General features: G+C 54.7%; 19 protein-coding genes and 2 pseudogenes. 2 read left to right on the top strand and 19 right to left on the bottom strand.

Annotated elements, in window-relative coordinates:
• The 19 genes and pseudogenes from SD70_RS29265 to SD70_RS37265 all read right to left on the bottom strand — a co-directional run.
• Positions 1-1,004: ABC transporter ATP-binding protein (locus SD70_RS29265; protein ID WP_082053749.1), on the bottom strand; the 1,004-nt coding region annotated here is incomplete at its 3' end.
• Positions 997-1,989, bottom strand: coding sequence for an ABC transporter ATP-binding protein (locus tag SD70_RS29260; RefSeq protein WP_052488039.1), 993 nt, complete (start codon positions 1,987-1,989; stop codon positions 997-999). The genes SD70_RS29265 and SD70_RS29260, both read right to left, overlap by 8 nt.
• Position 1,990: 1 nt before the next feature.
• On the bottom strand, positions 1,991-2,815 hold the full coding sequence (locus SD70_RS29255; RefSeq protein ID WP_197081224.1) for an ABC transporter permease: 825 nt from the start codon (positions 2,813-2,815) through the stop codon (positions 1,991-1,993).
• Between the two features lie 22 nt (positions 2,816-2,837).
• On the bottom strand, positions 2,838-3,836 hold the full coding sequence (locus SD70_RS29250; RefSeq protein WP_041052082.1) for an ABC transporter permease: 999 nt from the start codon (positions 3,834-3,836) through the stop codon (positions 2,838-2,840).
• A 78-nt stretch (positions 3,837-3,914) separates the two neighbouring features.
• Positions 3,915-5,888 (bottom strand): ABC transporter substrate-binding protein, encoded by a 1,974-nt coding sequence (locus tag SD70_RS29245; RefSeq protein WP_197081223.1) that lies wholly within the window; start codon positions 5,886-5,888, stop codon positions 3,915-3,917.
• A 97-nt stretch (positions 5,889-5,985) separates the two neighbouring features.
• Complete coding sequence (locus tag SD70_RS29240; RefSeq protein WP_041052080.1) at positions 5,986-7,479, bottom strand: response regulator transcription factor; 1,494 nt, start codon at positions 7,477-7,479, stop codon at positions 5,986-5,988.
• 15 nt (positions 7,480-7,494) lie between these two features.
• Positions 7,495-8,475 (bottom strand): sensor histidine kinase, encoded by a 981-nt coding sequence (locus SD70_RS29235; protein ID WP_041052079.1) that lies wholly within the window; start codon positions 8,473-8,475, stop codon positions 7,495-7,497.
• A complete protein-coding gene (locus tag SD70_RS29230) occupies positions 8,385-9,203 on the bottom strand; it encodes a cache domain-containing protein (RefSeq protein ID WP_041052078.1) in 819 nt (272 codons plus the stop codon). Before SD70_RS29230 ends, SD70_RS29235 begins: the two co-directional genes overlap by 91 nt.
• A gap of 49 nt (positions 9,204-9,252) precedes the next feature.
• Positions 9,253-9,477, bottom strand: a complete 225-nt coding sequence (locus SD70_RS39565; protein ID WP_269432554.1) for a DUF2961 domain-containing protein — start codon at positions 9,475-9,477, stop codon at positions 9,253-9,255.
• A complete protein-coding gene (locus SD70_RS39560; RefSeq protein WP_269432553.1) occupies positions 9,396-10,334 on the bottom strand; it encodes a glycoside hydrolase family 172 protein in 939 nt (312 codons plus the stop codon). The genes SD70_RS39565 and SD70_RS39560 overlap by 82 nt, the downstream gene beginning before the upstream one ends.
• 160 nt (positions 10,335-10,494) lie before the next feature.
• The gene (locus SD70_RS29220; RefSeq protein WP_052488038.1) at positions 10,495-12,510 is read right to left on the bottom strand and encodes a hypothetical protein; all 2,016 of its coding nucleotides are present in this window, start codon (positions 12,508-12,510) and stop codon (positions 10,495-10,497) included.
• A 43-nt stretch (positions 12,511-12,553) separates the two neighbouring features.
• Positions 12,554-13,384 carry a carbohydrate ABC transporter permease gene (locus tag SD70_RS29215; protein WP_041052077.1) on the bottom strand — a complete coding sequence of 277 codons (831 nt, stop codon included), beginning with the start codon at positions 13,382-13,384 and terminating at the stop codon, positions 12,554-12,556.
• A 19-nt stretch (positions 13,385-13,403) separates the two neighbouring features.
• Entirely contained in the window at positions 13,404-14,243 is an 840-nt protein-coding gene (locus SD70_RS29210; protein WP_231571655.1) for a carbohydrate ABC transporter permease, read from the bottom strand.
• A 122-nt stretch (positions 14,244-14,365) separates the two neighbouring features.
• Entirely contained in the window at positions 14,366-15,121 is a 756-nt protein-coding gene (locus SD70_RS38850; RefSeq protein WP_156158257.1) for an extracellular solute-binding protein, read from the bottom strand.
• A 19-nt stretch (positions 15,122-15,140) separates the two neighbouring features.
• A pseudogene (locus tag SD70_RS40580) lies at positions 15,141-15,659 on the bottom strand (ABC transporter substrate-binding protein); the annotation flags it as partial.
• A 160-nt stretch (positions 15,660-15,819) separates the two neighbouring features.
• Positions 15,820-19,137, bottom strand: coding sequence for a response regulator (locus tag SD70_RS29200; RefSeq protein ID WP_041052076.1), 3,318 nt, complete (start codon positions 19,135-19,137; stop codon positions 15,820-15,822).
• A gap of 269 nt (positions 19,138-19,406) precedes the next feature.
• A complete protein-coding gene (locus tag SD70_RS29195; RefSeq protein ID WP_041052075.1) occupies positions 19,407-19,733 on the bottom strand; it encodes an ArsR/SmtB family transcription factor in 327 nt (108 codons plus the stop codon).
• A 38-nt stretch (positions 19,734-19,771) separates the two neighbouring features.
• Positions 19,772-20,366 (bottom strand): annotated as a pseudogene (locus SD70_RS29190) (YdeI/OmpD-associated family protein).
• A 157-nt stretch (positions 20,367-20,523) separates the two neighbouring features.
• A complete protein-coding gene (locus SD70_RS37265; RefSeq protein WP_231571657.1) occupies positions 20,524-21,132 on the bottom strand; it encodes an FAD-dependent oxidoreductase in 609 nt (202 codons plus the stop codon).
• On the opposite strand from SD70_RS37265, the gene SD70_RS29180 reads away from it, so the two are divergent.
• Entirely contained in the window at positions 21,040-21,711 is a 672-nt protein-coding gene (locus SD70_RS29180) for a sensor histidine kinase (protein WP_197081219.1), read from the top strand. The genes SD70_RS37265 and SD70_RS29180 overlap by 93 nt on opposite strands.
• A 92-nt stretch (positions 21,712-21,803) precedes the next feature.
• Positions 21,804-22,874: an FUSC family protein gene (locus SD70_RS29175; RefSeq protein ID WP_082053744.1), complete on the top strand. Its 1,071-nt coding sequence runs from the start codon at positions 21,804-21,806 to the stop codon at positions 22,872-22,874.
• Positions 22,875-23,010 lie beyond the last annotated feature (136 nt).

The raw sequence follows: 23,010 nt of genomic DNA, 5'->3' as shown, positions 1-23,010 counted from the left end.
CGCCGTCCCACATTCAGCCCCATAGCGGGCTTGTAATCGTTATGCTTGATACAAAGCACTTTATGCTCCGCTTCGATCGGCATCATGTAAGGCTCCACAGAGCGGCAAACGTCGCGGGCGTATTTGCACCTGCCGGCGAACTTGCAGCCGAACGCCCCGGAATCCGCCCCGTCCATATCGGGAAGCGCCGCGTCCTCGTCCCATTTTTTTCCCACCTTGGGGATGGAGTCGAGCAGCAGCTCCGTGTACGGGTGCGACGGCCTGTTCAATACGCCCCGGGCTTCGCCGAATTCGATCAGCTGGCCGCGGTACATCGTAGCGATATAGTCGCTGACGTAGTACGCCGTCGACAGATCGTGCGTAATGTAGACGAAATTAACGCTGTATTCGTCCTTTAGCTTGCGGAACAAGTTCACGATATTCATCCGCAGCGAAGCGTCAATCATCGCCACCGGCTCGTCGGCGACAATGAGACTCGGCTTCGGGATGAGCGCCCGCGCGATGGAAATGCGCTGCAGCTCCCCGCCGGAAAACTGATTCGGGTATTTGCCGCTTATATGACCAGTATCGAGGCCAACCGAATGCAGCACTTCCGCCACGACGCCGCGCGCCTCTTTCCTCGAAGCGGCCACGCCCAGGTTGACCGCCGTTTCGTACAAATACGTGTCCACCGGCTTCCTCATGCTGAACGAAGTGAACGGGTTTTGGAAAATCGGCTGCACCTTGCGCAAAAATTCCTTCCGGTTGCCGCGCTTGCCGTATTGGGTAAGCGACACGCCGCCCAGCACGATATCGCCCGACGAAGGGGCGAGCAGGCGCAAAATCATTTTGGCCAGCGTCGTCTTGCCGCTGCCCGATTCCCCGACGATGCTCATAATGCGCGGCTTCCCGCCGGGCAGCTTCAGGTTCACCTGGTCGACCGCGGTAATTTTTTTGCCGAGCAGCATGCCGCCGATTTTGAACGTGCGCGTTAGGCCCCTCAGCTCCAAAATAGGCTCAGCCATGATGTGCCCTCCTTTCGGCGGCGATCGGCTCCAGCAGATGGCAGCTGGCCATGTGCTCGTGTCCTACGGCGACCCGCGCCGGCTCCACCGCGCGGCACAAGTCCGTCGCAACCGGACATCTGGCGGCGAAGCGGCAGCCCGGCGGAGGATTTTTGAGGCTCGGCGGAGTGCCGGGAATGCCTTCCTTCTGGCTGTTGTCGCCGACCTTGGGCAGAGCGCCGATCAGCATCTTCGTGTACGGATGCTGCGGGCTTTCGAAAATCTGCTCCGTTGGTCCGATTTCGATCATTTGCCCGGCATACATAATGCCCATCCGGTGCGTAATTTGATAATGCACCCCCATGTCGTGTGAGACGATGACCATCGAGTTTTTCATCTTTTTCTGCACCTTCGCCAGCATCGTCAAAATGCCCCGCTGCACGACGACGTCGAGGGCTGTCGTCGGCTCGTCGGCGAGCACGATGTCGGGATGCAGAAACGTCGCCAGCGCGATGAGCACGCGCTGCCTCATGCCGCCGCTGAGCTGGTGCGGGAACGCCTGCAGCACTTCCGGCGGCAGCTCCAGCTCGCGCAAATAACCGGCGATTTCCGCCTCCAGCTGCTTCGCGCTCTTCTTCTCGTGATATTTGCTGATCGCGTCGAAAAACTGGCTCTTCACCCTAGCCACCGGATTCATCACGTGCATAGCACCTTGCGGCACATAGGAAATGACTTTCCACCAGCTGCGGTGAATGTCGCCGTGCCGGTACACGACCGGCTTTCCGTCTTTCCCGGCGGCATGGATTTCGACGGAGCCTTCCGAAATTTCGAGCGGATACTGGATCAAATCGTACATCACCTTGAGCAGCGTCGATTTGCCGCAGCCCGACTCCCCGGCAATGCCGAATATTTCGCTCTTCCTCACTTCAAAATCGACGCGGTCGACGGCGTTCACATAGCTGCCCAGCATATTGTAGCGGGCGCTGACGTTGTGCAGTCTCAGCATGTCATTTCCCTCTCCTTAACGCCGAATATTGCTGGTAGCCCGTCATCGTCAGGAATAAAGCGATAAAAATGAGCGCGATGGCGATCACCGGCGAGCCGATCCACCACCAGCGCCCGGCCAGCATCGCCTGATGCTGGTTCGCCCAGTAAATCATCGTGCCGAGCGTCGCCTTCTCGTTGCTGGACATGCCGATAACCGCGAGGCCCGATTCCGAGCCGATGGCGACGAGAATCGTATTGACGAAGTTGGCGAGCGACCATCCGGCGACGAAAGGGAAAATTTCTTTGACGATGATGCTGAACGTGCTCATGCCGGAAAACAGCGCCGTATGGATGAAGTCGCGCTCCCTTAGCGACAGCGCCATCGCCCGCAGCTGCCTCGCCGGCCACGGCCAGTTGAAGACGATCAAAATTAAGGCGATGTACAGCAAAGACGCTCTGCCTTTCAGCAGCGTACCGAGCAAAATCAAAATCGGCAGCGACGGAATGACGATGAACGAATCTGTGAACAGCGTAATGAGCCGGTCGACAAAGCCGCCCTTGAAGCCGGCCAGCAGACCCAGCAGCGCCCCGATAACCGTAGCGAAGAAGGCGACGAGAATGCCGATGATGAACGAGTTTTGAATCGATTTGGCGAGCAGCCAGAACGTGTCCTGCCCGAGGTTCGTCGTGCCGAACCAGTGCGCGGCGCTCGGCTTCAAATTTTTCGGATACGCGCTCCAGTCGATCGGATTGCCGGGATGAAACAGCGGGAAGACGAAGCCGAGAATAAGAAACACAGCCAGTATCGCAACTCCCGCTTTCAAGCGAACGTTCCAGTTTTTCATGCGCATGCCTCCTTCCTCGCCGTTACTTGTAGCGCACCCGCGGATCCAGGAACGGATACAGGAAATCCACGACGAAGGTTGCCCCCGCGACAGCGAGAATGGAAATCGTGATCGTCCCCATGATCAAATTGTAGTCCGCCTGCAATATGCCGGTATAAATCAGCGTGCCGACGCCCGGATAACCGAACAAAATTTCCGTCACAAGCGCCCCGTTGAAAATCGTGCCGAGCTGCAAGGCCAGCATCGTCACTTGCGGCAAAGCCGCGTTCGGCAGTACGTACCGGCTCATAATTTTCCGCTCTTTCAGCCCCTTCAGCCGCGCAAAATGCACGTAATCCTCTTCCGCGATGCCGGCCGACAGCGTCTTCATGCTGATGACCCACCAGCCGGTGCCGACCAGAATCATGGATAGAGCGGGCAGCGTCGAGCCGACGACAAGGCTTTTGATGCGCTCCCACGTAAAGCCGTCGCCTTGAAACGTGCTCGACAGCGGGAAGATCGGAACAATGTAAGCGAACACCATGATCAGCACCAAAGCGAAAATGTAGTACGGAATCGGATACAGCGCGATGGAGATAGCTTCGAGCAATTTGGAATAAGCTTTCTCCTTGCGGAAGCCGGCGAGCAGCCCGACGACATTGCCGATTGCCCAGGAAATGATCGTGGACGTCAGCAGCAGTCCCATCGTCCACGGCAAGGCGCGTCCGATGAGTTCCCCTACCGGCGCCGGGTAATTGGCGAGCGACGGCCCGAAATCGTGGGTGATCAGCACCCGCTTGAAAAAGCCGAAATATTGCTGCAGCAGCGAGCCTTGCAGGCCGAACGATTCGTTCAGCGTCGTCCGCATCGTTTCGATCGCTTTCGGATCCATAAAAGCGGATTTGGACGTCAATTGGCCGATCATCGCTTCGACCGGATCGGACGGAAGAAAGCGCGGCACGAAAAACACCGCCGTGATCCCGATAAACACGACAAGCACGAAGGTTAGTATCCGCGACAGCAAAAATTTGTAAAAATCCACCGGTGTCTCACGCTCCCTATAAAATTACATACCGGGCAGCGTCGCCCGGCATGTAATTTTCAACTCGAATGGCAGCTTCTACTTGCCTGTCGGCTTGTAGTGCGGCGTGTAGTATTTAAACTGCGACCACCACCACCACGGGCCTTCGAACTCGTTCTTCGAAGTCTGGAAGCCGCTCCAGTAATACGTGTCGACCGGAACGAACTTGGAAGTGCCGAACATCGGAATAAACGGCATCCCTTTGACAAATTCCTTGTTGATCTCCGTAATGTTCTGAATCACTTTCGGATCGTCGCTCTTCAGGCCGTTCAGCTCGTCGATCAGCGAGCTGACGCGATCGCTGGCCCAGCGGTTCCGGTTGCCCGGCGCTTGCTGGCCGACCGGGACGATGTACTTCTTGTGCCAGCCCTGGAAGTTGGACGTGCTGTCGGGCAGCAGGCCGCACGCCGGCCAGTACGAGCCGACTTCGAAATTACCCGTCGACTCCGCATCCCAGAACGTGGCTGCATCCATTTGCTGCACGTTGACGTCGATGCCGTTCTTTCTCCAGCTGTCGGCCACGGCGAACGCTAGCCGCATCGATTGCACCTCGAAGTTGGCCGGAGCGTTGATCGTCAGCTTCCACGGCGTGCCGTCGGGCTTCAGCCACTTGTCGCCCTGCTTCTTGAAGCCGGCTTTTTGCAGCAGCTTGGCGGCCTCGGCCGGGTCGTATTTGTACCAGCCGACCCCGAACGTGTCCGTCATTTCCTTCGCGTCCGTCGGCAGCCCTTTGACGCCTTGCTGCTTCAGCATATCGACCATATCTTTGGCGTAGCTGTCGTCGAACGGCTTGTAGCCGTCGCTCAATTGGAAGTCTTTCAGCCAAGGAGTCATCGGCTTATGGTAATTGTCCTGCAGCACGCTGATCGGCGGCAGCTCGATCGGCGACGCCCGCAGCATGCCGCCGAACGTAGCCATCGATACGTTCTTGATATCGGTCAGCAGCGTCAAGGCCCACCGTACGTCCGGGTTGTCATAAGGCGCTTTCGCGGCGTTGAGCGACATGCCCCGTTCGCACGGGTCGTTCATATCGGCGTAAGGGAAGTTCTCGTACCACGCTTTGGCGAACGTGTTTTTCTGCCTGAGCACGTCCCAGCTTTCCGGCGTAATGTCTTGCAAAATGTCCATTTCGTGCGAGATGGCGGCCATAATCCGCTTCTCTTCCGGGCCGAAATATTTGAACAAAATGTACTGCGGCCCCGGTTCGCCGACGAGCTTGCCGATGTCGCTCTTTTGCCAGTCTTGCCGCTTCTCGTAGAGGAACCAGTTCCCCTGCGGGTCGCGCTTGCTCAGCTTGTACGGGCCAACGCCGACGGGATCGGTAAACTTGAATTTCGTCGGGTCTTCTTTCTCCCAAATATGTTTCGGCATGACGCGGAATGCGGTTCCCCAAATGACGACGCCCAATTTTTGCGCGAGTCTCGTTTCGGGCTGCACCGTCTCCACTTCGATCGTCGTTTTGTCGATCGCTTTCATCGACTTCACCAGGCTGCTGTAATAACCGCTGTAGCCGAGCTCCTTCGTCTTCAGCAGCATATCCGACGTATACACGACGTCGTCCGCCGTAAACTCGACGCCGTCCGACCAGGCGAGCCCTTCCTGCAGCTTGAATCTGAACTTTGTGTTCGTATTGTCAAGCGGTTCGGGCATCGTCGCGGCCAGGTCGGGAATTTGCTTGCCTTTGACCGTGTCGATCTCCCACAGATTAGAATAAATCAGCTGATGCAGGCCGCTGTCCATCGGCACGGCGCCGGGCACGTACGGATTCATCCGGTCCGGGTCCGCGCTGCGCCCGCTCAAAATGTCGACAATGAGCGTCTGGCTGCGTGGTGTGCCCACATCCGTCATTTTGCCGCCGCCGCTGCCGGACGCCGGTTGCCCCGTCTCGGCCGGCTTCGTGCCTGTACCCGCGCCGCCTGCCGCCGGCTGCGCATCGCCACCTGTTTTCGTGCAGGCGCTAAGCAGCAATACGACCGCCAGCAGCCAGCAGACGATCCCTCGGTTTCGTCTCACTTGGATTCCCCCTTGTCAAGGATATAACCTAGTGTAGCACCGGCGGGACTGGAAAAATTTCAATAACATTCGATTTCTTGTAAATCGATTAGCACTTTTATGAAACCGTTTTCTGGTAATCTTTCGGGCTCATCTGTTCCATATTTTTAAATACGGTGCTGAAATAGGCCGCATCCTGAAACCCGACCATTTCCGCCACCTGATACACTTTCAAGTCTTTATGCTTCAAAAATTGCTTGGCCATCCGCACCCGGACCTGGTTCAAATATTCGCTGAACGATACGCCCATATATTTTTTGAACTGGCTGCTGAAATACCAAGGATTGAGGTGCACCCGGTCGGATACGGTCTTCAGGCAAAGCTCTTCCATGTAATTCGATTCCATATATTGGACAGCGGCCTGAATGTAGCCGGGAAGCGGCTCCTCCGTCCCCATGCCGAGCAAAGACAGCGTGAATTGCCGCAGCCAGGCGGCCGTATCGCGGAACGTCTCCAGCTTATGGAGAGCGTCGAGACAATCGCCGAACGTGCCCGGCGCGGAATGAACCCCATGATCGGCGAGCAGCTGCTCCAGCTGCAGCAATTGCTTGAACAGCTCGCTCTTGAGACGCTTCGGATCCCATTGCAAGCCCGGCCGGCTCAGGCTTTCGATCCAGGCCTCGACAACTTGCTTCAGCTTGGCGGCGTCCCCCTTCAAGATCGCTTGGCCGATCGCCCGCCCCGGAAAATAGTCGCCTGCGCCGTAAGAGCGCTGCTTCTCCATAAAGCTGTCGTACATGTCCTCCGTCATCACGAGCGGCAGGTCGTTAAACCGCAAAAAATCGAGGCGCCGGACGATGTCCGCGAACGCCTGCGCCAAGCTTTCCGCTGCGAAGGCGCTGCCGATGGCCCAATACGTGACGTATCCTTGCTGGAGAAAAAGCTGCTGAATTGCCGCAAGCTTAATCTTCAGCGTGCCGGCATGCAAGTGCGACGCATAAACGATCGCCATAAGATCGTCGATTCTGGCCATGCCCAGCGCATCCGCGAACATGGTGCCCGCCTTGCGCTGCGCGCGCAAATGCGCCTCGACCCGTTCGATGCCGCCGCCTCCGCACGATACCGAAACCAGGTGCAAGCCGCTTGTTTCGAGCCATGCGGCAGGCGCCTTGCGCTTCCCTTTGGCTGCCGCCTTCAATATTTCTTGCTCTGCCTGCTCCGCGGTTTGCTGCCCCCGCTCGGCGAGCCCTTTTTCGATTTTGCTCAGCACTTCGAGAATGCTTTGATAATGGCACGGCTTCAGCAAATAGTCGTGCGCCCCGTGCTTCATCGCCTGTCTGACGTATTCGAACTCCGCATAACCGCTCAAAATGATGATGGAGATGTGGGGATACAGCGTGCGGATATGGCCCGTCAGCTCTATGCCGTCCATCTCGGGCATTTTGACGTCCGTAATGACGACATCGGCCTGAGTGTGCTCCAGCATGTGCAGCGCATCGGAAGCTTTTTGCGCCATGCCGGCGATTTCGTAATTCGGGCAATATTGGCGAATAATATGCGAAATCCCTTGAAGCACCGTTCTTTCGTCATCGACAAGCATGATCTTCAGCATCGCATGAGCCCCTCTTCACGCATTGTAAACGTTTACTTTTGCAGGCTGCAAAAGGCCTCTTTTCCCGATTCTGACCGAGACGACCGTCCCTTCCCCGACTTCGCTGCGTATCGATACTCCGTAGCCTTCGCCGTATAAAAATTTCGCTCTTTGGTGAACGAGCCGAATGCCTAATCCGGTATCCCCTTCATCCGCTTCAAACGACGCCAGCAGCGACTTCACTTTCTCCTCCGGCATACCCGCCCCGTTGTCGGCCACATCGAACACGAGATCGTTTTTGCTCCTGTAACCGCTTACAGCTATCCTGCCGATACGCGCCATATCCGGAAACGCATATTTGATGCAGTTTTCCACGAGCGGCTGGATAACCAGCTTCGGGATCTGTTCGTCAAGCATGTCGCGCTGTATGTCAAAGCTGATCTGGAGCCGGTCCTCGAAGCGCATCCCTTGTATGCGCAAATAGCATTCGAGCTGCCCCATATCTTCGTGCACAGTCACGAACTCGCCCCTGTGGGAGATGGAGTAGCGCAAAATGCTGGAAAGAGCGACGATCGTCGCCCCCAGCTCTTCTTCCCCTTTGATGATCGCTTTCCAATAAATCATATCGAGGGAATTGTACAGAAAATGCGGATTCAGCTTGGAAAGCAGGCTGACGATCTCCGCTTCGCGATAATGCCGCTGCTGCTCATAGATCGTATCGACCAAGCCGTGTACCCGTTCCACCATATGATTGAACTGCCGGATGATCGCGCTGAATTCGTCGCTGTCCTCGTGCTCCAGCACGACATTCAGGTTCCCTTCCCGGACACGCTCCATCCCTTTGCTGATTTTTTTCAGCGGCCGCAAAATGGCTCGGGCAGCGACGATCGCAAACGACATCACGGCGGCAAGGATGGCGATCACCATCACGCTGAAGATGCGGTTGAACCGCTGGATTTGCTGCAGCAATTCCGTCTGCGGCACGACGCCGACGAGCGTCCAGCCCGGTTCGCCCAAAGCGTAGCTTCCCGAACGCTGTCCGTTTCGCCGATTGCCTGCGCGGGGCTGCCGATCAGCGAACGGTCCTTCGCGTACAGGATCACGTGATCTTTTACGAGATACAGCGCCCCTTGCTTCCCGAGCTTAGCCCCACGGAACGGCTCAAAAAACGTTTCGCTCAGACTGATGCGCAAAATGCCGTATATTTCGTTTTCCCGAATCGGCAGCAAGGCGGATATGGAGTCGGGCTCCGCCTGCAGCTCGGCCCAAGTAATCGCATCGGGCCCGGCACCCGGGGGTTCCGCCAGCATCGCCCGGATGCGCGGCTCGGCTTCGAATACCGGCTTCGTATAAAACAAATTCATCGGCGGCTCGGACCCGGCCGGATAAATGCACATGCTCTCGATCCAGTCGAACCTCGAGATGCGGAATATTTCGTTCGTAATTTTATACTTGGCGATTTGATAGTTGATGTTATGGTCTTTGACGTCCGCCAAATAATTTTTCACCACTTGATTGTTGCTGATGCCAAGCGCCATTGTGCGAAACTGGCTGAACTGCATATCCGCCCGCTGGCCGATCTGATGAACCGTCTCCTGAAAGTACGATTCCGACTTCTCGATAATGATCGCGCCGATCCATTTCTGAAACACGACGATTTGCAGAAACAAAATAAGGCTGGCAAAGACGATGAACAACAGGATGATCTTCGCTTTGAGCGAACGGATGCGGATTCGATTCCTCATAGGCGTTAGGCGGGTGACGTGCCTGCTTCACCCGCCTTCCTCCTTGCCGTCAAATGACCTCTAAAGCGTCTTTGTCGGGAAGCACCGGATGCGGCGCATGAGGCTCGGATTGATACCAGTACGCAACGGAAGCGATATCGTCCTGGAGCGGCAAATATCTTCCGCCCGAGCGCCAGCCGAGCGCCTGGATCGTCACCCGCAACTCTTCCTCGAAGCGGATTGGATCCATAATGTGCCAGCGGTACATGCCGAAGCGCTGCTGGCTCCGGTACAGGCCGTCCGGCTTGATGACCTGATGCAGGCCGAGGAATGCGGTCGAATATAGTCCATACTCTCCCTTAGCTGCTCGAAATTCCACGCCCCGCCGAAGTAGTCTTCCGTCCCCGTGCCGCAAATCGTCGGAAACTCCTTGTCGCCGTCCATATAAAATTTGATTTCGCCTTCGCCCCACCAGCCGGTATTGTTCACCTGCCATGCCAAGTAGGTGCCGACATAATGCCCTCTGCCCCGCACTCCATCCAGCAGCGTATGTACGTCTTTGTACTGCAAAGGATTGCTGCGCCGCCACTGGGCATGGAAATAAGCGGCGTCATCGGGCACCTCGGTGAGCGTATAATCGATCTGGTAATAAAGCACCGCTTCTTCGGCGGCCCGGTTCTCTACCGTCAGCTTCGCTTTGCGGCGGAACGGCATGACCCAGTAGCTGTTCATGCCTCCGGCCGGGTTGACGGCGATAGGGAGCGAATTCACGTTGCTGCGCTCGCACCAGCCGTTGCAGAAAAAATCGCCGAAAGGCACTTCGACCGACGGCTCTTCCTCTTCGTCCCAATACATGCGGATAATGAGATTCCGCCATTTGTCCGGGAAACACGTCATCCATATATGCTGAATGGCTCCCGGCCCATCGATTTCGGCCAGCGTGAACACGGTGCCCGGCGCGATTTTCACCGATGGCGACACTTTCCAGCCGACGCCGAGATCGCGCGCGCATGCCGCCCCCGTCCCGTCGGCCGCCATCCCTGCCTGACCCTTTTCCCCGCTGAAATTTTCTGCGCTGATCGATCTCGTCTTTGCTGCGGATAGCCTTACGAGCGAGCCTAACCCCATGTCCAAACCATGAAAAGCGGTCATAATCGATTGCCTCCTCGTTTGAGTTCATACATCATTTATCATGTAAACGATTACACATGGTGCTGATTGTATTGTAATATGGCCCTCCTCGGCTCGTCAAGAACGAAGCTTCGTCATGTAACGCGCCGAAAGGAGGGCCGACGGAATCATCGGGCGCCGCTCACGTTACAAGCTCTGGATGATGGGCCTTCATGCGCAAATAGCTTTCAGCCGCGGCTCCGTTCCCCCAATCGAAAATCGTAAACTCGCCTATGCCGAGGCCGTTATCGTTCGTTTCCCCGCCATGGCCGTAGTTTTCCATCATAAACCCGTAATCCGGCTCGTTAAAGAAAGGATATACTTTTTCCCACTGCTCCTTCGTCTTTGGATTCTCGGGACAGTACATCATAACGAACGAGCACTTCAAGGCGGCCAGTCCCCGTTCGATATACTCTTGCCGCTGCAGCTCTTTGCCGTACTTCACGATCAGCTCGGCGAACAGGCTTTGGCGCGCATCGTTCCATTCCCCGTCGCAGTTCATGACCCCGAACCCGCCTAAGGCATCGACGTGAATATAAGGAGGCTGCCAGGACGCTTGCGACATCAGCATTTCATCGAGGCATCTTTCGCCGAGCCGCAAATACCGCGACTCGCCGCTTCGTTTGTAGCATTCCAGGAACGCTTCGGCGGTCCAGAACATCGAGAAATTGCACTGCTTGTACATGTTGTTGCGGGTAAACTTGCGGCCGACGTACTCTTGATTCCCGTAGGTGCAGCACGACCAGTACGTTTCGAAATCTTCCCAGCGGCCGGCCGGCACGACTTCCCGGGCCAGTACGTCCATCGCTCTTACTGCCGAAGCGGCGTACCGCTTCTCGCCCGTAAGCTCGGCAAGCTTGAGCAGCATCGTCGCGGATAGGGCCGTTTCCGGCGAATCATGCAAAATCTCGAGCGGCCGCAGCGTGTCGTAGTCGAGCCAAGCAGGGAAATACCCTTTCTCGTCCTGAAGCTTGATGAGCGCATCGGCATAGCGGACCGCATAATCGAGCAGCCGCGGGTCCCTGTCCAATTCCTCGTACCACCTAAGCATCAATAGTGCTGTCCAGCTCATATCTACGATATGGTAAGGGGCGCCTCGCACCGATTGCCACGTCTTGACCGGGTTCCGGTTCGAATTGCCCCAGAACGCCGTTTCCCAGCCTTTGGAGCGGTTCACCGTTTTGCCGTCTATGACGACCTGCTCCATTTCCGTCGCGATGACGGCAGGGAACATCCCATCCCGCTGCGGTGCGGATAACGCCAATTCTTTCGTCATGTTGGCGCGTCCGATCATATCGGGATCGTTCGTTTCCAGCCCGTAGCGGTAAATCCCGTGTGCGGAGCGCAGGGAGCTGAACCATGCCTGATTCCAGACGGAGCGGAACTCCCTCTCGCTCACGACACCGGGATAGTTCGGGCTTTGCGTCCCATTGACGATAAATGCAGCCGCGCCTACGGTTTGGCCGCTAAGCTCAAACTGCTGCCAAACCGCCTCTTTCCAAGTATCGAACGCCCATCGGTACGTATGCCGAACGAAACGTTCAAGCGGCACGTCTAGAGGCGCTCCCGCCCGGAATAGCGGCGCCCCCCACCTGTCCCACAAAAAGCTCAAAACAGGCCGCCACGGATTGGCGAGAGCTTCGGGGTCGTCTTCGTAGGTCATCAAATAGAAGCCTGCCTGAACTTCGCCCCGCGGGTAAGCCGCGCCCCCTTTTCTAACATACAGGACATGCTCCCTTACTTCGTATTCGCTCATTCCGAGCTTGAGCAAGTTGCGCGAAGCGTCGTTGTCCAAGTACCACCTGACTCTCGTTCCTTGCGACATCATATCCAGATCCGGGATCACAATAAGCAGCTTCCGGTCATTTTGCGCGATAAGCGCCGGCGAGCGAAAGCTGTGCTGGTCGATAATATGTTCGTCCGTCGGCGTCAAATGAGGGGCCCAATGGAACGTCGGGGCGAAGGCCGGTTCGATCTGCAGCTGCCAATCGTCCTGCCGCACCTCTTCGCTCAAACGGAACGTAACGCTCATTTTCCGCAAATGCGGAGCCAATCTCGTCTGGGTGATCTCGGGCCGAAAAGAAGCGATTTCATCGCACGTGATGGCTTTCACGATGCGCTCCAGCTCATCGTCAAGCGCGAACTTGCAGTTTCCCATCTTCGTTCCCCCTCGCGGTTGGATTGCTTTCATTTTCCTATGGCTATCCCTTAATTCCCGAGCTTACGATGGACTGTACATAATACTTCTGCAAAACCAAAAACAGAATGATGATCGGAACGGAGCAGACCGTATCCGCAGCCAAAATTTGTCCCCACTCGGTATTTTGCAAATTGGAGAACGTGGCGATCGCCACTTGCAGCATCTGCTTCGTCTCGTCGTTAATGACGACAAGCGGCCACAAGTACGAATCCCACTGGCCGAGAAACGTAATTAATCCGAGCGTGATCATCGCCGGCACGGACGAAGGAATCGCGATCCGGCTGTAAATGCCGAACCACGACGCCCCGTCGATTCTGCCCGCCTCAAGCAGCTCCCTCGGGATTTCCGCGAAAAACTGAATCAGCATAAATACGCTGAACACCGATATGACCGATGGCACGATAAGAGCCGTGTAAGAATCCACCCAGCCCAATTGATGAACGAGCAAGTAGGTCGGAACCATCGTCACTTCTCCGGGAATGACCAGCGCGGACATAAACAGGGGCAATATGATTTTGCGAAACCGAAATTGCAGCTTGGCAAACGAGAAGGCCGCCATGGAATTAAACCAGAGCGAAAGCGCGGTAACTGTCACGGCGACAAGCAGCGTGTTTTTGATATATAGCCCTAGCGGCTTGCTCGTTTGCACGAATATCGCCGCGTAATTTTGCAGCGTCCACTTCACAGGCACAAATAGATGCCACTCTAACGATATATACTGGAACAATTCTTGCCGCGGACGCAAAGAGCCCATCGCCATCCACAATATCGGCAATACGGAGATGGCCGCGATGGCGAACATCAGCACCCATTGCCTGCTAGCAGGAACCATTTCATCAGGCAGTCACTCCTCAATACTCGACATCCGTTTTGAACAAACGAAGCTGAATCAGCGATATGATCAGCACGATCACGAACAAAATGAAGGCGGCCGCGGTCGCATAGCCCATGTCCATTTGCTGAAACGCCGTTTTGTAAATGAAATAAACCGCTGTCGTCGTGGAATTCGCAGGTCCGCCCCCGGTCAAAATAAAAACCGGTCCCGATATTTTGATCGCGTCCATTGTCGTAATGACGACGACGAACGTCATCGTTCTTCTTAGCAGCGGCAGCGTGATTTTGAAAAATTTTTGCAGTGCCGTCGCCCCATCCACTTCGGCGGCTTCGTACAAGCTGCGCGGAATATTGTTGAGGCCTGCAATGAACACAATCATGAAAAATCCGGCCGCTTTCCACATCCCCAGCAGCATAATGCCGTACATGGCCGCGTGCGAATCGGAGAGGAACGCTACGGGAGGCAGGCCGAATATTTTGAGCACGCTGTTGAGCAGGCCGAAATCTTTATTGTACACCAGTTTAAATAACGTAGAAGCGACGCCCATCGAGATCACGACAGGCAAGAAGTACGTCGTTCGGAAGAAACCCGATATTTTGGAGCTTCGGTGCACGAGCAAAGCCATGGACAAGGCCAGCGCGGTTTGCACGGGAATGACGATTACGGCAAAATGCAAAGAATGCAGAAGGCTGCGCAAAAATTCGGGATCCTTCAGCAAATTGACATAATTCGTCAACCCTACGAACGAGGAGTTCGTACTAATGAGGTTGTAGTCTTCAAAGCTCGTCATGAAGGCCTTGACCATAGGGTAAAAAGTAAATAAGAGCAAACTGATGATGGCCGGAGCGATGAACAAAGCAGCAGCCCTCTCCTCTTGCTTATGGTATGCAGAGGTTATTTTCAAACGGATCACCCCTTTTCGGTAAAAGAGAGAGCGGCGCTGTTCCGCTCTCCCTTTCGGCAACATCATCATTCCGGTCATTTTTTCACTTTCTGCAGCGCTTTCTCGATATTGCCCATGGCATCAGCAACGGCATCGTCGACATTGCGGTTCGCCACGCCAAGATCGGCAAACAGCTTGGAAACCGCCGTAGTGACGGCAGGGTACGCCGGCGTAACCGGCCGCGGCTTCGCAAATTTCGAAGATTGCTCGACGAAGATGTTCATCGGATACTGGTTCAGCTCGGGGAACGCTTTGGCGGTAGAGATGCGGGCCGGCAAATTTTTCGTTTCCTGATACCACACTTTAGCGCCTTCGACTCCCGTCACCCAATTCACAAACGCCCAAGCCTCTTTCGGATGCTTGGAAGCTTTCGTAATCGCCATGTTCCAGCTGCCGTTCGGCGTTACTTGCTTCTCGCCTTTCCACAAAGGAGCAATGTCGTAGTCGACGCCGAGCTTGAATTCCGGGTGGGCGGACGCGATGCCGGCGATCGCCCACGGACCGTTGACGGTAATGCCTACTTTCCCCGTCTCGAACGCTTCCGGCGGCAGCTCTTTGGCCGCTACTTTGTATTCGTTGTACAGCGACGAGAAAAATTTGAGCGCTTTCTTCGTCTCGGGCGAGTCCAGGTAGCCCTTGGCCGTGCTCGCGTCGGGGCTCAGAACGTCGCCGCCCGCCTGCCATATAAACGGCAGCTTGACGAATGTGGAGCCCTCGCCTTCTCCCAAGCCCCATGCAGGATCGATGCCGTACACTCCTTTTTCCGGCTTGTTGATTTTTTTTGGCGGCATCCAGCACCTGGTCCCAAGTCCACGGGCTGTTCGGATCTTTCGAAGGAGGCGTAATGCCGTTCTGTTCAAACAACTTCTTGTTGTAGAAAATGCCGATGCTCGCATCGTTGAGCGGAGCCGCGTAAATTTTCCCTTGATACGTCAAGCTCTTCAGCACGGGCGGAGCGATATCGTCGACATTCCCGTCTACTTTCATATACTCGTCCAGCGGGATCACCGCATTCTGATACGCATAGGACGCAAGCGTCGGTCCGTCAAGGCCCATAATGTCCGGCGGGTTGCCGGCGGCAAGAGCGGTGCGGATCTTCGTTTCGTAATCCGCTCCCGGAATGACTTCCAGCTTTACTTTAATGTTCGGATACTTTTGCTGAAACGAATCGATCAGCTTTTTGGCCGCATTCACTTCCGGAGCGTAATCGTGGCGCCAATAGGTGAGCTCCACAACGTCGCCTCCCGACGACTTCTTGGCGTCCTTGGAAGAGACTTCCTTCGCCCCGGAACCTGCAGACGAACACCCGGAAATCGTTCCTCCGAGCATAAGCCCGGCAACTGCTACCGCTATCGATTTTTTCATGTGCGACAACGCTTTCCCCCGCCTTTTCCTTTAAAATTGGTTTACGGTCCAAACGTAACATAGCAAAAACCTTAAAGGAATGCGGCTTTTTTCGATGTTCGCATGCAACATTTTTGGGTCCGCATCAGCCGGATTTATCGGAGTTGCGGTAGGCGTTCGGGCTTACGCCATGGACGCTTTTGAACACGTGGCTGAAGTAGCTGGCATTCGAGAAGCCGGTCATATGGGCGATATCGGTCAGATTAAAGCCGCTTTGCTGCAGCAAATGGCGCGCATGCTCCATTCTGACGTTCAGGATATAGTCGCTGAAAGTAACCCCGGTCTGCTTTTTGAATAAATCGGACAAATAAGCGATATTGTAGTGAAATTGGCCCGCGATTGAAGTGAGGCTTACTTCTTCCGCATAATGCGTCTGAATATACTTCTGGATGGCCGCTACCGCCTCCTGGCCGCCTTTGCTTTTCTCTTCCTTCAGGCAGGCGCTGATGTGCAGCGCAACTGCTGTTATTTGATCCACAATCTTGGTCCTGGACTCGTAGTCCCACGCGGCGTTTGTGCATTTCCAAATTTTCGTTACGATATCCGCGTCTTGAATTTCGTGCTGCTTTGCGACCGAATCGAGAAATAAACAAAGACGAATGACGTCGAAGGAATACGATTGTATCGTTGCATGTTTGTCGGCACGAAACATTTGGTCAATCAAGTGCAGAAGTTGTTCCTCGTTGACGTGCTCTAAAGCCGACTCCAGCTGTTTGTGCGTCATATCGAACGAGTGATGATCCGCAGCATCCAGTCCGAGATGAACGACTTGAGACGAGATATCCATACTGCTTCGCGTCCATGCCAGCAAACCGGATTCGAAGCCGGCCCTCCACTGTTCCAAGCCGAATACGGGAACGCCCACGCCGATCGCCGCCTCGACGTTCAGAACGTCGTTGACATGCCGTCTGATGTCCTCGGCAAAATCCCGGGCCGTTTCAAGACGGCCGTCCAAGCGAATGATGAAGTGCATCATATTCGGCCAGTTGTGGGCATGGAAAGCAATAACATACTCAGAATATCGCGAGGCAATCTCGCGGGTGAGCAGCTGAAACGCCAACCTTAGCAGCTCCGGCCGCGAGGCGTCCCGCTCGAGCCGATGCGGCGGCACGCGCATTTCCACCGTTGCAAATTGGACCTCGGCATTGCCGGCGAGCCAGTCTTGAAGCCCCGGCAGCGGAGGAAATTTGGCCGCTTCATGCAAATCCCCGTCCTTTTGCAAAAACGCCGCCAGCTCGCGTTCCTGCTCCGCATCGAGTTCTTTCTTGATTTTGATTAATGCGGATTGCAAATCGCCGGCTAAGATCGGCTTTAACAAATAGTCTTTGGCGCCGCAGCGAAGCGCGGTTTGGATGTAAGGAAAGTCGTCGTAGCCGGAGAAAACGATCGTTTTGACGGAAGGAAATTGCACGCTGCACTGCTTCAGCAGCTCCAAACCGTCCATCACCGGCATTCTGATATCGGATATGATAACGTTCGCCGTATGCTGCTCGAGGACGGAGAGCGCTTGCTTCCCGTTCGCCGCCTCGCTGCAAATTTCGAATCCGAGCTTGGGCCAATCCAGCTTGAGGCGCAGCCCGGTCCTGATTTCCGCCACATCGTCTACAATCATGACCTTATCATCCGGCTTCCCTCCATTCAGCGGCAGCAGCAAAACGATTTCCGTGCCTTCGCGCAAGCGCGAGCGAATCGCCAGCTTGAACCGTTCGCCATAGTACACGCGGCAGCGGGCGATGACGTTTTTGAGGCCGATCCCTTTCTCGCCGCTATCCAGCACATCCCGCACAAAGTTCGCCTCCAACGTTAAAGCCAGGTTGCGGATCGTGTCTTCGCTCATACCGATTCCGTTATCTTTGATTTTGATTTCCAATCCTTCAGGCACATGCTGAAAAGCGACGGTTATCGCGGCAACCTCGATCGCATCGAGCGAATATTTGACCGCATTTTCGATCAACGGCTGGAGCAGCAGCTTCGGAATGTGGCAATCTTTCGTGGCGGGATCCTCGATAATGTCGAAATGGACGCGCTCGCCGTAGCATGCGGATAAAATGGAAGTGTAGGCCCGGATATACGCGATTTCCTCCTCGAGCCTGATCAAATCCGAGTCGGCTTTCAAAGTGAGTCGCAGCATGCGGCCGAGCGCTTCGATGACCTGCTGGATGTCGCCGTTTCGTCCTTGTGCCGCCAAAGAATGGATGACTTCGAGGGTATTGTTCAGGAAGTGCGGGTTGATCTGCAGCAGCAGAGCTTTATATTCCGCGTGCCGGCGCCGCAAATTCGATTCGAATTCCGTTTCGATGTACGTTTGAAGACGCTTGATCATCGTCGAAAAGTGGCTGACGAGCTTGCCGGTTTCGTTCTGCTTCGTCTTGACGCCGACAATGATGGCATTCGCTTTGATAAAGTTTCCCCGCTCCACAAAGCCCATCGAGCGAACGACCTGGGAGAGCGGTCTGGCGATGCCGCCCGAGAACCAGAACGCCAGACAGACCGTGACTCCCAGCAGGATCATGACGGCCCAAATGACGTTTTCCCGCAAAACGGTAATTTTTCGGTACAATTCGTCCTCGGAAACTTCGCCGATCATGAGCCACCCTGTGGGGCTAAGCCGGCGAACGAAATACAAATGATGGTTTTCGAGGTCGCGTATCGGCTGCGTCCCGGGCGCGTTTTCCAGGTCCAATTGTTTGATTTGCTTCGCCACGGAGTCCGATAGCGCGATGTTGTCTTGCTGCAGAACCGAGTCCCCGTTCGCATCGACCAAATAAAACTTCCCCGTTTGGCCGAGCTTTAATTTATCCAAAGGCTGCTGGAAGAGGGACGTTCTGATGTTGATTTTAATGAATCCTTCCGTCGTCAAATTGTTCAGATCGCTCAATGGGTACAGAAAGCTGTTGACGCTCTCCTTCTTCAAATAATCGACGTTTTGCCGCGGATCGAAATGCGCCGACGTCCACCGCATCCCTTGCTCGGCGTAGTTTCGGTACCAGGGGGTTTGATCGTAGTTCGATCCTCCAAAATTCCAGATGTCCCAATTTTTATAAAATATATTGATCGATAAAATCGAGGAATTGTTGCTTTGAAAGGCGGTCAAATATTTTTTCATTTGAAAATGCTGCTGGAGGTAATCCCCGTTGGAAAAATCGTTATTTTCCATGCGCATGCTGAGCCACTTCTGCGTTACGCTGCTGCCAAGAATCTGGTTTGCCGCATCCATAATTTGCGACGTGATTCGATTGACGGAATCGGCATACTGATCCATCGTTTGCACGGTGGACGTTTCGATCGATTCCCGAATCACCCCCGCGGATTTGGTCCAAAACAGATACGCCAGGCTCACGGACGGGATAATCAAAAGGCATGCAAACATAATGGCAAGCTGGGAGCGAATCGAATAAAACATCTGGTCCTCCTGGCAGCGGCAGCTCATATCGGAGCTCCGTTGTGTGTAAACGATTACATACCTGCTTGAGAGTATTGTAGTACGCTCTTTCGCAGTCCGTCAACAATGAAAATCGCATGCACAACTATGAGACTTAAAGCATAATTTTGCCGCAATGGCAATGCAATGCTTCCATTCACAATAAAAACCGGGAGCCGCAACCGCAACTCCCGTTTCATTCGTTCAACTCGTACCTAATAATTTAGCATTGGGGAAGGTTCATGTTAAACTCATTCTTCTTCCTCTAATAGTTGGTTCAAACGCAACATATTCGAACTCCAAAACTTGCTGTAGAAAGCCACCCAATCTTGAATTTCTCTGAGCGGAGAGGCGTTTAACCTGAATCGCGTTTCTCTGCCGACTTTACGGTCAAGTACCAGCCCGGCTTCTTTCAGGATTGTCAAATGCTTGGATACCGCTGTCCGGCCCATTTGAAAGTGTGCCGATAATTCATGAAGCGGTATCTCCTCTGCCTCTGCTAACAATTGAATCAGTCGGCGCCTAGTTGGATCTGCAATCGCGTCAAACACATCCCGCAACTGGTTGTTCTCGCTCACAACACCCTCCCCTACGGCTGGTCAGCATGTGTTAAATACTAATCATCCAACCCCTTTCCATCAAGAATATGCGGCAAATATTTTTCAACCCTTGACTCTCGGGTTTTGGATTGTTTAGGTTGGGAAAAATAGAGAATGTACGCTCTTTGCCGTCCCGGCGTCAATGCTTCAAATGCGGTTTTCAAGTCCGGGATTTCAACGAATTTATTTTGTAATTCTTCAGGAATTACATAGTCCGTATTCTTTTTTAAACTCCACTTGCAAACCGGCTTTTTCAACTTCAATGGCTTCGTCGATATAAGCTTTCAAGATAAGCTGCATCTCATCGATTTGTTGAACGTTGGTGAACCGAATCTGGCGCGCCGCCTGCACATTCTCTGTTTGTTGGACCAGGATACCATGGGGATCTTTTAACAAGGCGCCTTTGTGAAACAAAAGCGCACAGTAATCTTTAAATCCATGTATTAAAACGATGTTTTTATTCTGAAACGTGTAACAAGGATGCATCCACTTAAAATCTTCGGTCAGTTCACAGTCAAGAACGATATCTCTCAACATCTCAAATTCTTCCTTCCACTTTTTAGCCTTTCTAAAAAATGGATCAATCGCAGGATTTCTTTCACCTTTTGTCATCGAGGAACGCCCCTTTTCAATTTGTCTATCCGCAGGCAGCGAGGAATGGTCAACCTCAATTATATCAAAAATCTTCCCTTGATCGACTGCTCCGCACGGCTGACCATAAAGTCAAAAGCCGCCCCCTGTCAAGATAAGGGACGGCATGTTTCAGCTGTTATTTGTTTTTGTTGGCGTAAGGATTATAATGGCTCGCGGTGTTGCCGAGCCCGTCGATTTTGTCCAGCTTCAGGCCGGGATCGATCTTTTCGTTCGCGTCGCAACCGAGCAAATACTGGCCTTGCTGCAGCAAGGAACGCCGCACCTCGGACACGTCCACTTCCCGCGTCGACTTCCCTTTGCTGACCGCGATCGCCGCCGCCGTACCGGCCCCTTGGCCGATGCCCATCGCCGTCGCCATCACCCGCACGGAGCCGAACGCCGCATGCGTTGCAGAGTTGCAGCGTCCGGCGACGAGCAAGTTATCGACGCCTTGCGGCAGCAAGCTGCGGTACGGGATTTCGTAGACGGCTTTACCCGAGCCCGTGAACACTTGCTGCTCCCCTTCGGGCGGGTGAATGTCGATCGCGAACGTGCCGCACGCAATGCCGTCGGGAAAAGCGCGGCTCGACAGCACATCGTGCTCGGTCATCGTATAATCGCCGACGATGTGCCGCGTTTCCCGGATTCCGACTTGAACGCCGGTATCCAATATATACGACCGCTCGAAAAGGAGGCGCTGCTGAAAGCGCTCCAGGCCCAAATCAATCCGCATTTTCTGTACAATACGCTCGACGCTATCAACTGGATGGCTATTCGCCGCAAAGCGGACGACATCAGTTATATGATCGAATCGTTGTCGAAATATTTCCGCTTCAGTTTGAAAAACGGCAAAGATATCGTCTCTTTGGAAGACGAGCTCAGCCTGGTCGAAACGTACTTGAACATTCAAAAAATCCGTTTCGGCGACGAATTCGCCTTCACGATCCGGGCGGACGAAGCGGCAAAATCGCTCCTGCTGCCGAAGCTGACGCTGCAGCCGATCGTCGAGAACGCGCTGCTGCACGGCATACGCAATTTGAGGGATAGAAAGGGCTTGCTTGAAATTGAGGCGGCGCCGGAGCAAGAGCACACGCTGTTGATTCGAGTAACGGACAATGGGATCGGTATGGAGGAGCAGGCGGTCAAGCATATGCTGCAGCAAGATCCCGCGCAAGGGGGCGCTCCGGGGCGCAGAGGGTACGGCCTCTTTAACGTCCAAGAGAGAGTACGCCTTTATGCCGGAGCAAACAGCGGCATAACGGTGACATCCGTTGTAGGGAGAGGTACGACCATAGAAGTGCGAATTCAGCTCAGTCAAAACTAAATATAACATATAAGTGACATTATATTCCCTCGACCTCGTCGTTGTGTTAGAATTAATAACATTAAACTGACGAAATGGTGAGGTGAACGTTCATGATTGTCGGTCTTCGCGTCGTCAAAACCGTTATCTCCATCGGGATCAGCATTGCGGTCGCGCGGTGGCTCCATCTCGAACCGGCCCATTTTGCCGGAATCGTCTCCATGCTGGCGGTTCAGCCGTCCGTTTACCGTTCGCTTCGCCACAGTTTGTCGCACATGGCCAGCGCCTTGCTCGCTTCGGTAGCCGGCATCGTCGCCGCTCACATTTTTGGCAGCGGCGTGCTTGTGTTCGTTATCGTCACGCTGCTCGTCATGGCCGTGCATGTGCGGTTAAACCGCACGACGTCATTAACCGTTGCCGTTATCGTCGCCATCAACACGATAGGAACGTCCGACAAACTGAGCGGCGGCACCGCGGCATATTACCAGCTGCTGCTCGTATGGATCGGGATGACCGTAGGCACGGTCGTCAATGCGATTATCAAGCCGGTGCATCGGGAACGCGAGGAGGTGCTCCTCGCCAAGTCGGAAGGCATGCTGCGCGCGCTGCTGTATTATATTCAGCTCGATTTGCAAGCCGGGCGGATGACTCCGTACAAACCGGACATGCGGACGCAAATTGAAGAAGTGCGGACGTACATCGAGAAAGGAAAGCGCATATCGAAGCTGATCCGGGAAGATTTGTGGCTGAGCCGCAGCAAAGATCCCGGCGCTGGGGAGCTTTTTCTCGTTTACGAAACGATGGTCGAGCGTATTCGGGATCTCGTCAAGGCGCTGCAAAAAGCCGACTTGACCGGCCCCGAACGCCTTCGCCTGATCCGGGCCATCGGCATCGTCGCCGGCGGACAAGAACGCCTGATGAAGAGCGGCAAGCGGATCCCGCTCGCCGCTTGTCTCGGCCGCATCGCTACCTCCAGCATCCCGTCGGGGACCGGTTCGGATGAAATGGACCGTCTCTTCCCGTACTACAAAGCATACGAAGCGCTTGCCGACTATATCCGTGAGCTTGAAGCAAGCCGCAGCCTGACCGCCAACCGCCCCGGGCACCAAGCGGCAGCAGTTTCTCGGCGCCAATTGCTTTTGAGGCAACTGCAGCAGTCGATTTTGCCGAAGCGGCCCCTGTAGTTGCGCTTTGAGCACTTGCAGGGCTGTTTTTTGCCGGAAAGCAGCGTCGACTGCTTCTCCAATTGCTTTCCAGGCAACTGCAGCATTTGATTTTGCGGAAGCGGCCCCTGCAGTTGCTCTTTGAGCACTTGCAGAG

This window comes from Gordoniibacillus kamchatkensis, assembly GCF_000829455.1.
GTDB lineage: Bacteria > Bacillota > Bacilli > Paenibacillales > NBRC-103111 > Gordoniibacillus > Gordoniibacillus kamchatkensis.
The sequence above is the reverse complement of the archived record's forward strand: the minus strand, read 5'-3'. Positions and strand labels throughout refer to the sequence as shown.

What these genes read in the sequence shown, in the direction of transcription:
- SD70_RS29175 (WP_082053744.1), top strand. Translation starts at nt 21,804, where the DNA reads ATGATTGTCGGTCTTCGCGTCGTCAAAACCGTTATCTCCATCGGGATC.
- SD70_RS29230 (WP_041052078.1), bottom strand. Translation starts at nt 9,203, where the DNA reads ATGAGGAATCGAATCCGCATCCGTTCGCTCAAAGCGAAGATCATCCTG.
- SD70_RS38850 (WP_156158257.1), bottom strand. Translation starts at nt 15,121, where the DNA reads ATGCCGCCAAAAAAAATCAACAAGCCGGAAAAAGGAGTGTACGGCATC.
- SD70_RS29220 (WP_052488038.1), bottom strand. Translation starts at nt 12,510, where the DNA reads ATGGGAAACTGCAAGTTCGCGCTTGACGATGAGCTGGAGCGCATCGTG.
- SD70_RS29200 (WP_041052076.1), bottom strand. Translation starts at nt 19,137, where the DNA reads ATGTTTTATTCGATTCGCTCCCAGCTTGCCATTATGTTTGCATGCCTT.
- SD70_RS29255 (WP_197081224.1), bottom strand. Translation starts at nt 2,815, where the DNA reads ATGAAAAACTGGAACGTTCGCTTGAAAGCGGGAGTTGCGATACTGGCT.
- SD70_RS29240 (WP_041052080.1), bottom strand. Translation starts at nt 7,479, where the DNA reads ATGCTGAAGATCATGCTTGTCGATGACGAAAGAACGGTGCTTCAAGGG.
- SD70_RS29260 (WP_052488039.1), bottom strand. Translation starts at nt 1,989, where the DNA reads ATGCTGAGACTGCACAACGTCAGCGCCCGCTACAATATGCTGGGCAGC.
- SD70_RS39560 (WP_269432553.1), bottom strand. Translation starts at nt 10,334, where the DNA reads ATGACCGCTTTTCATGGTTTGGACATGGGGTTAGGCTCGCTCGTAAGG.
- SD70_RS29215 (WP_041052077.1), bottom strand. Translation starts at nt 13,384, where the DNA reads ATGGTTCCTGCTAGCAGGCAATGGGTGCTGATGTTCGCCATCGCGGCC.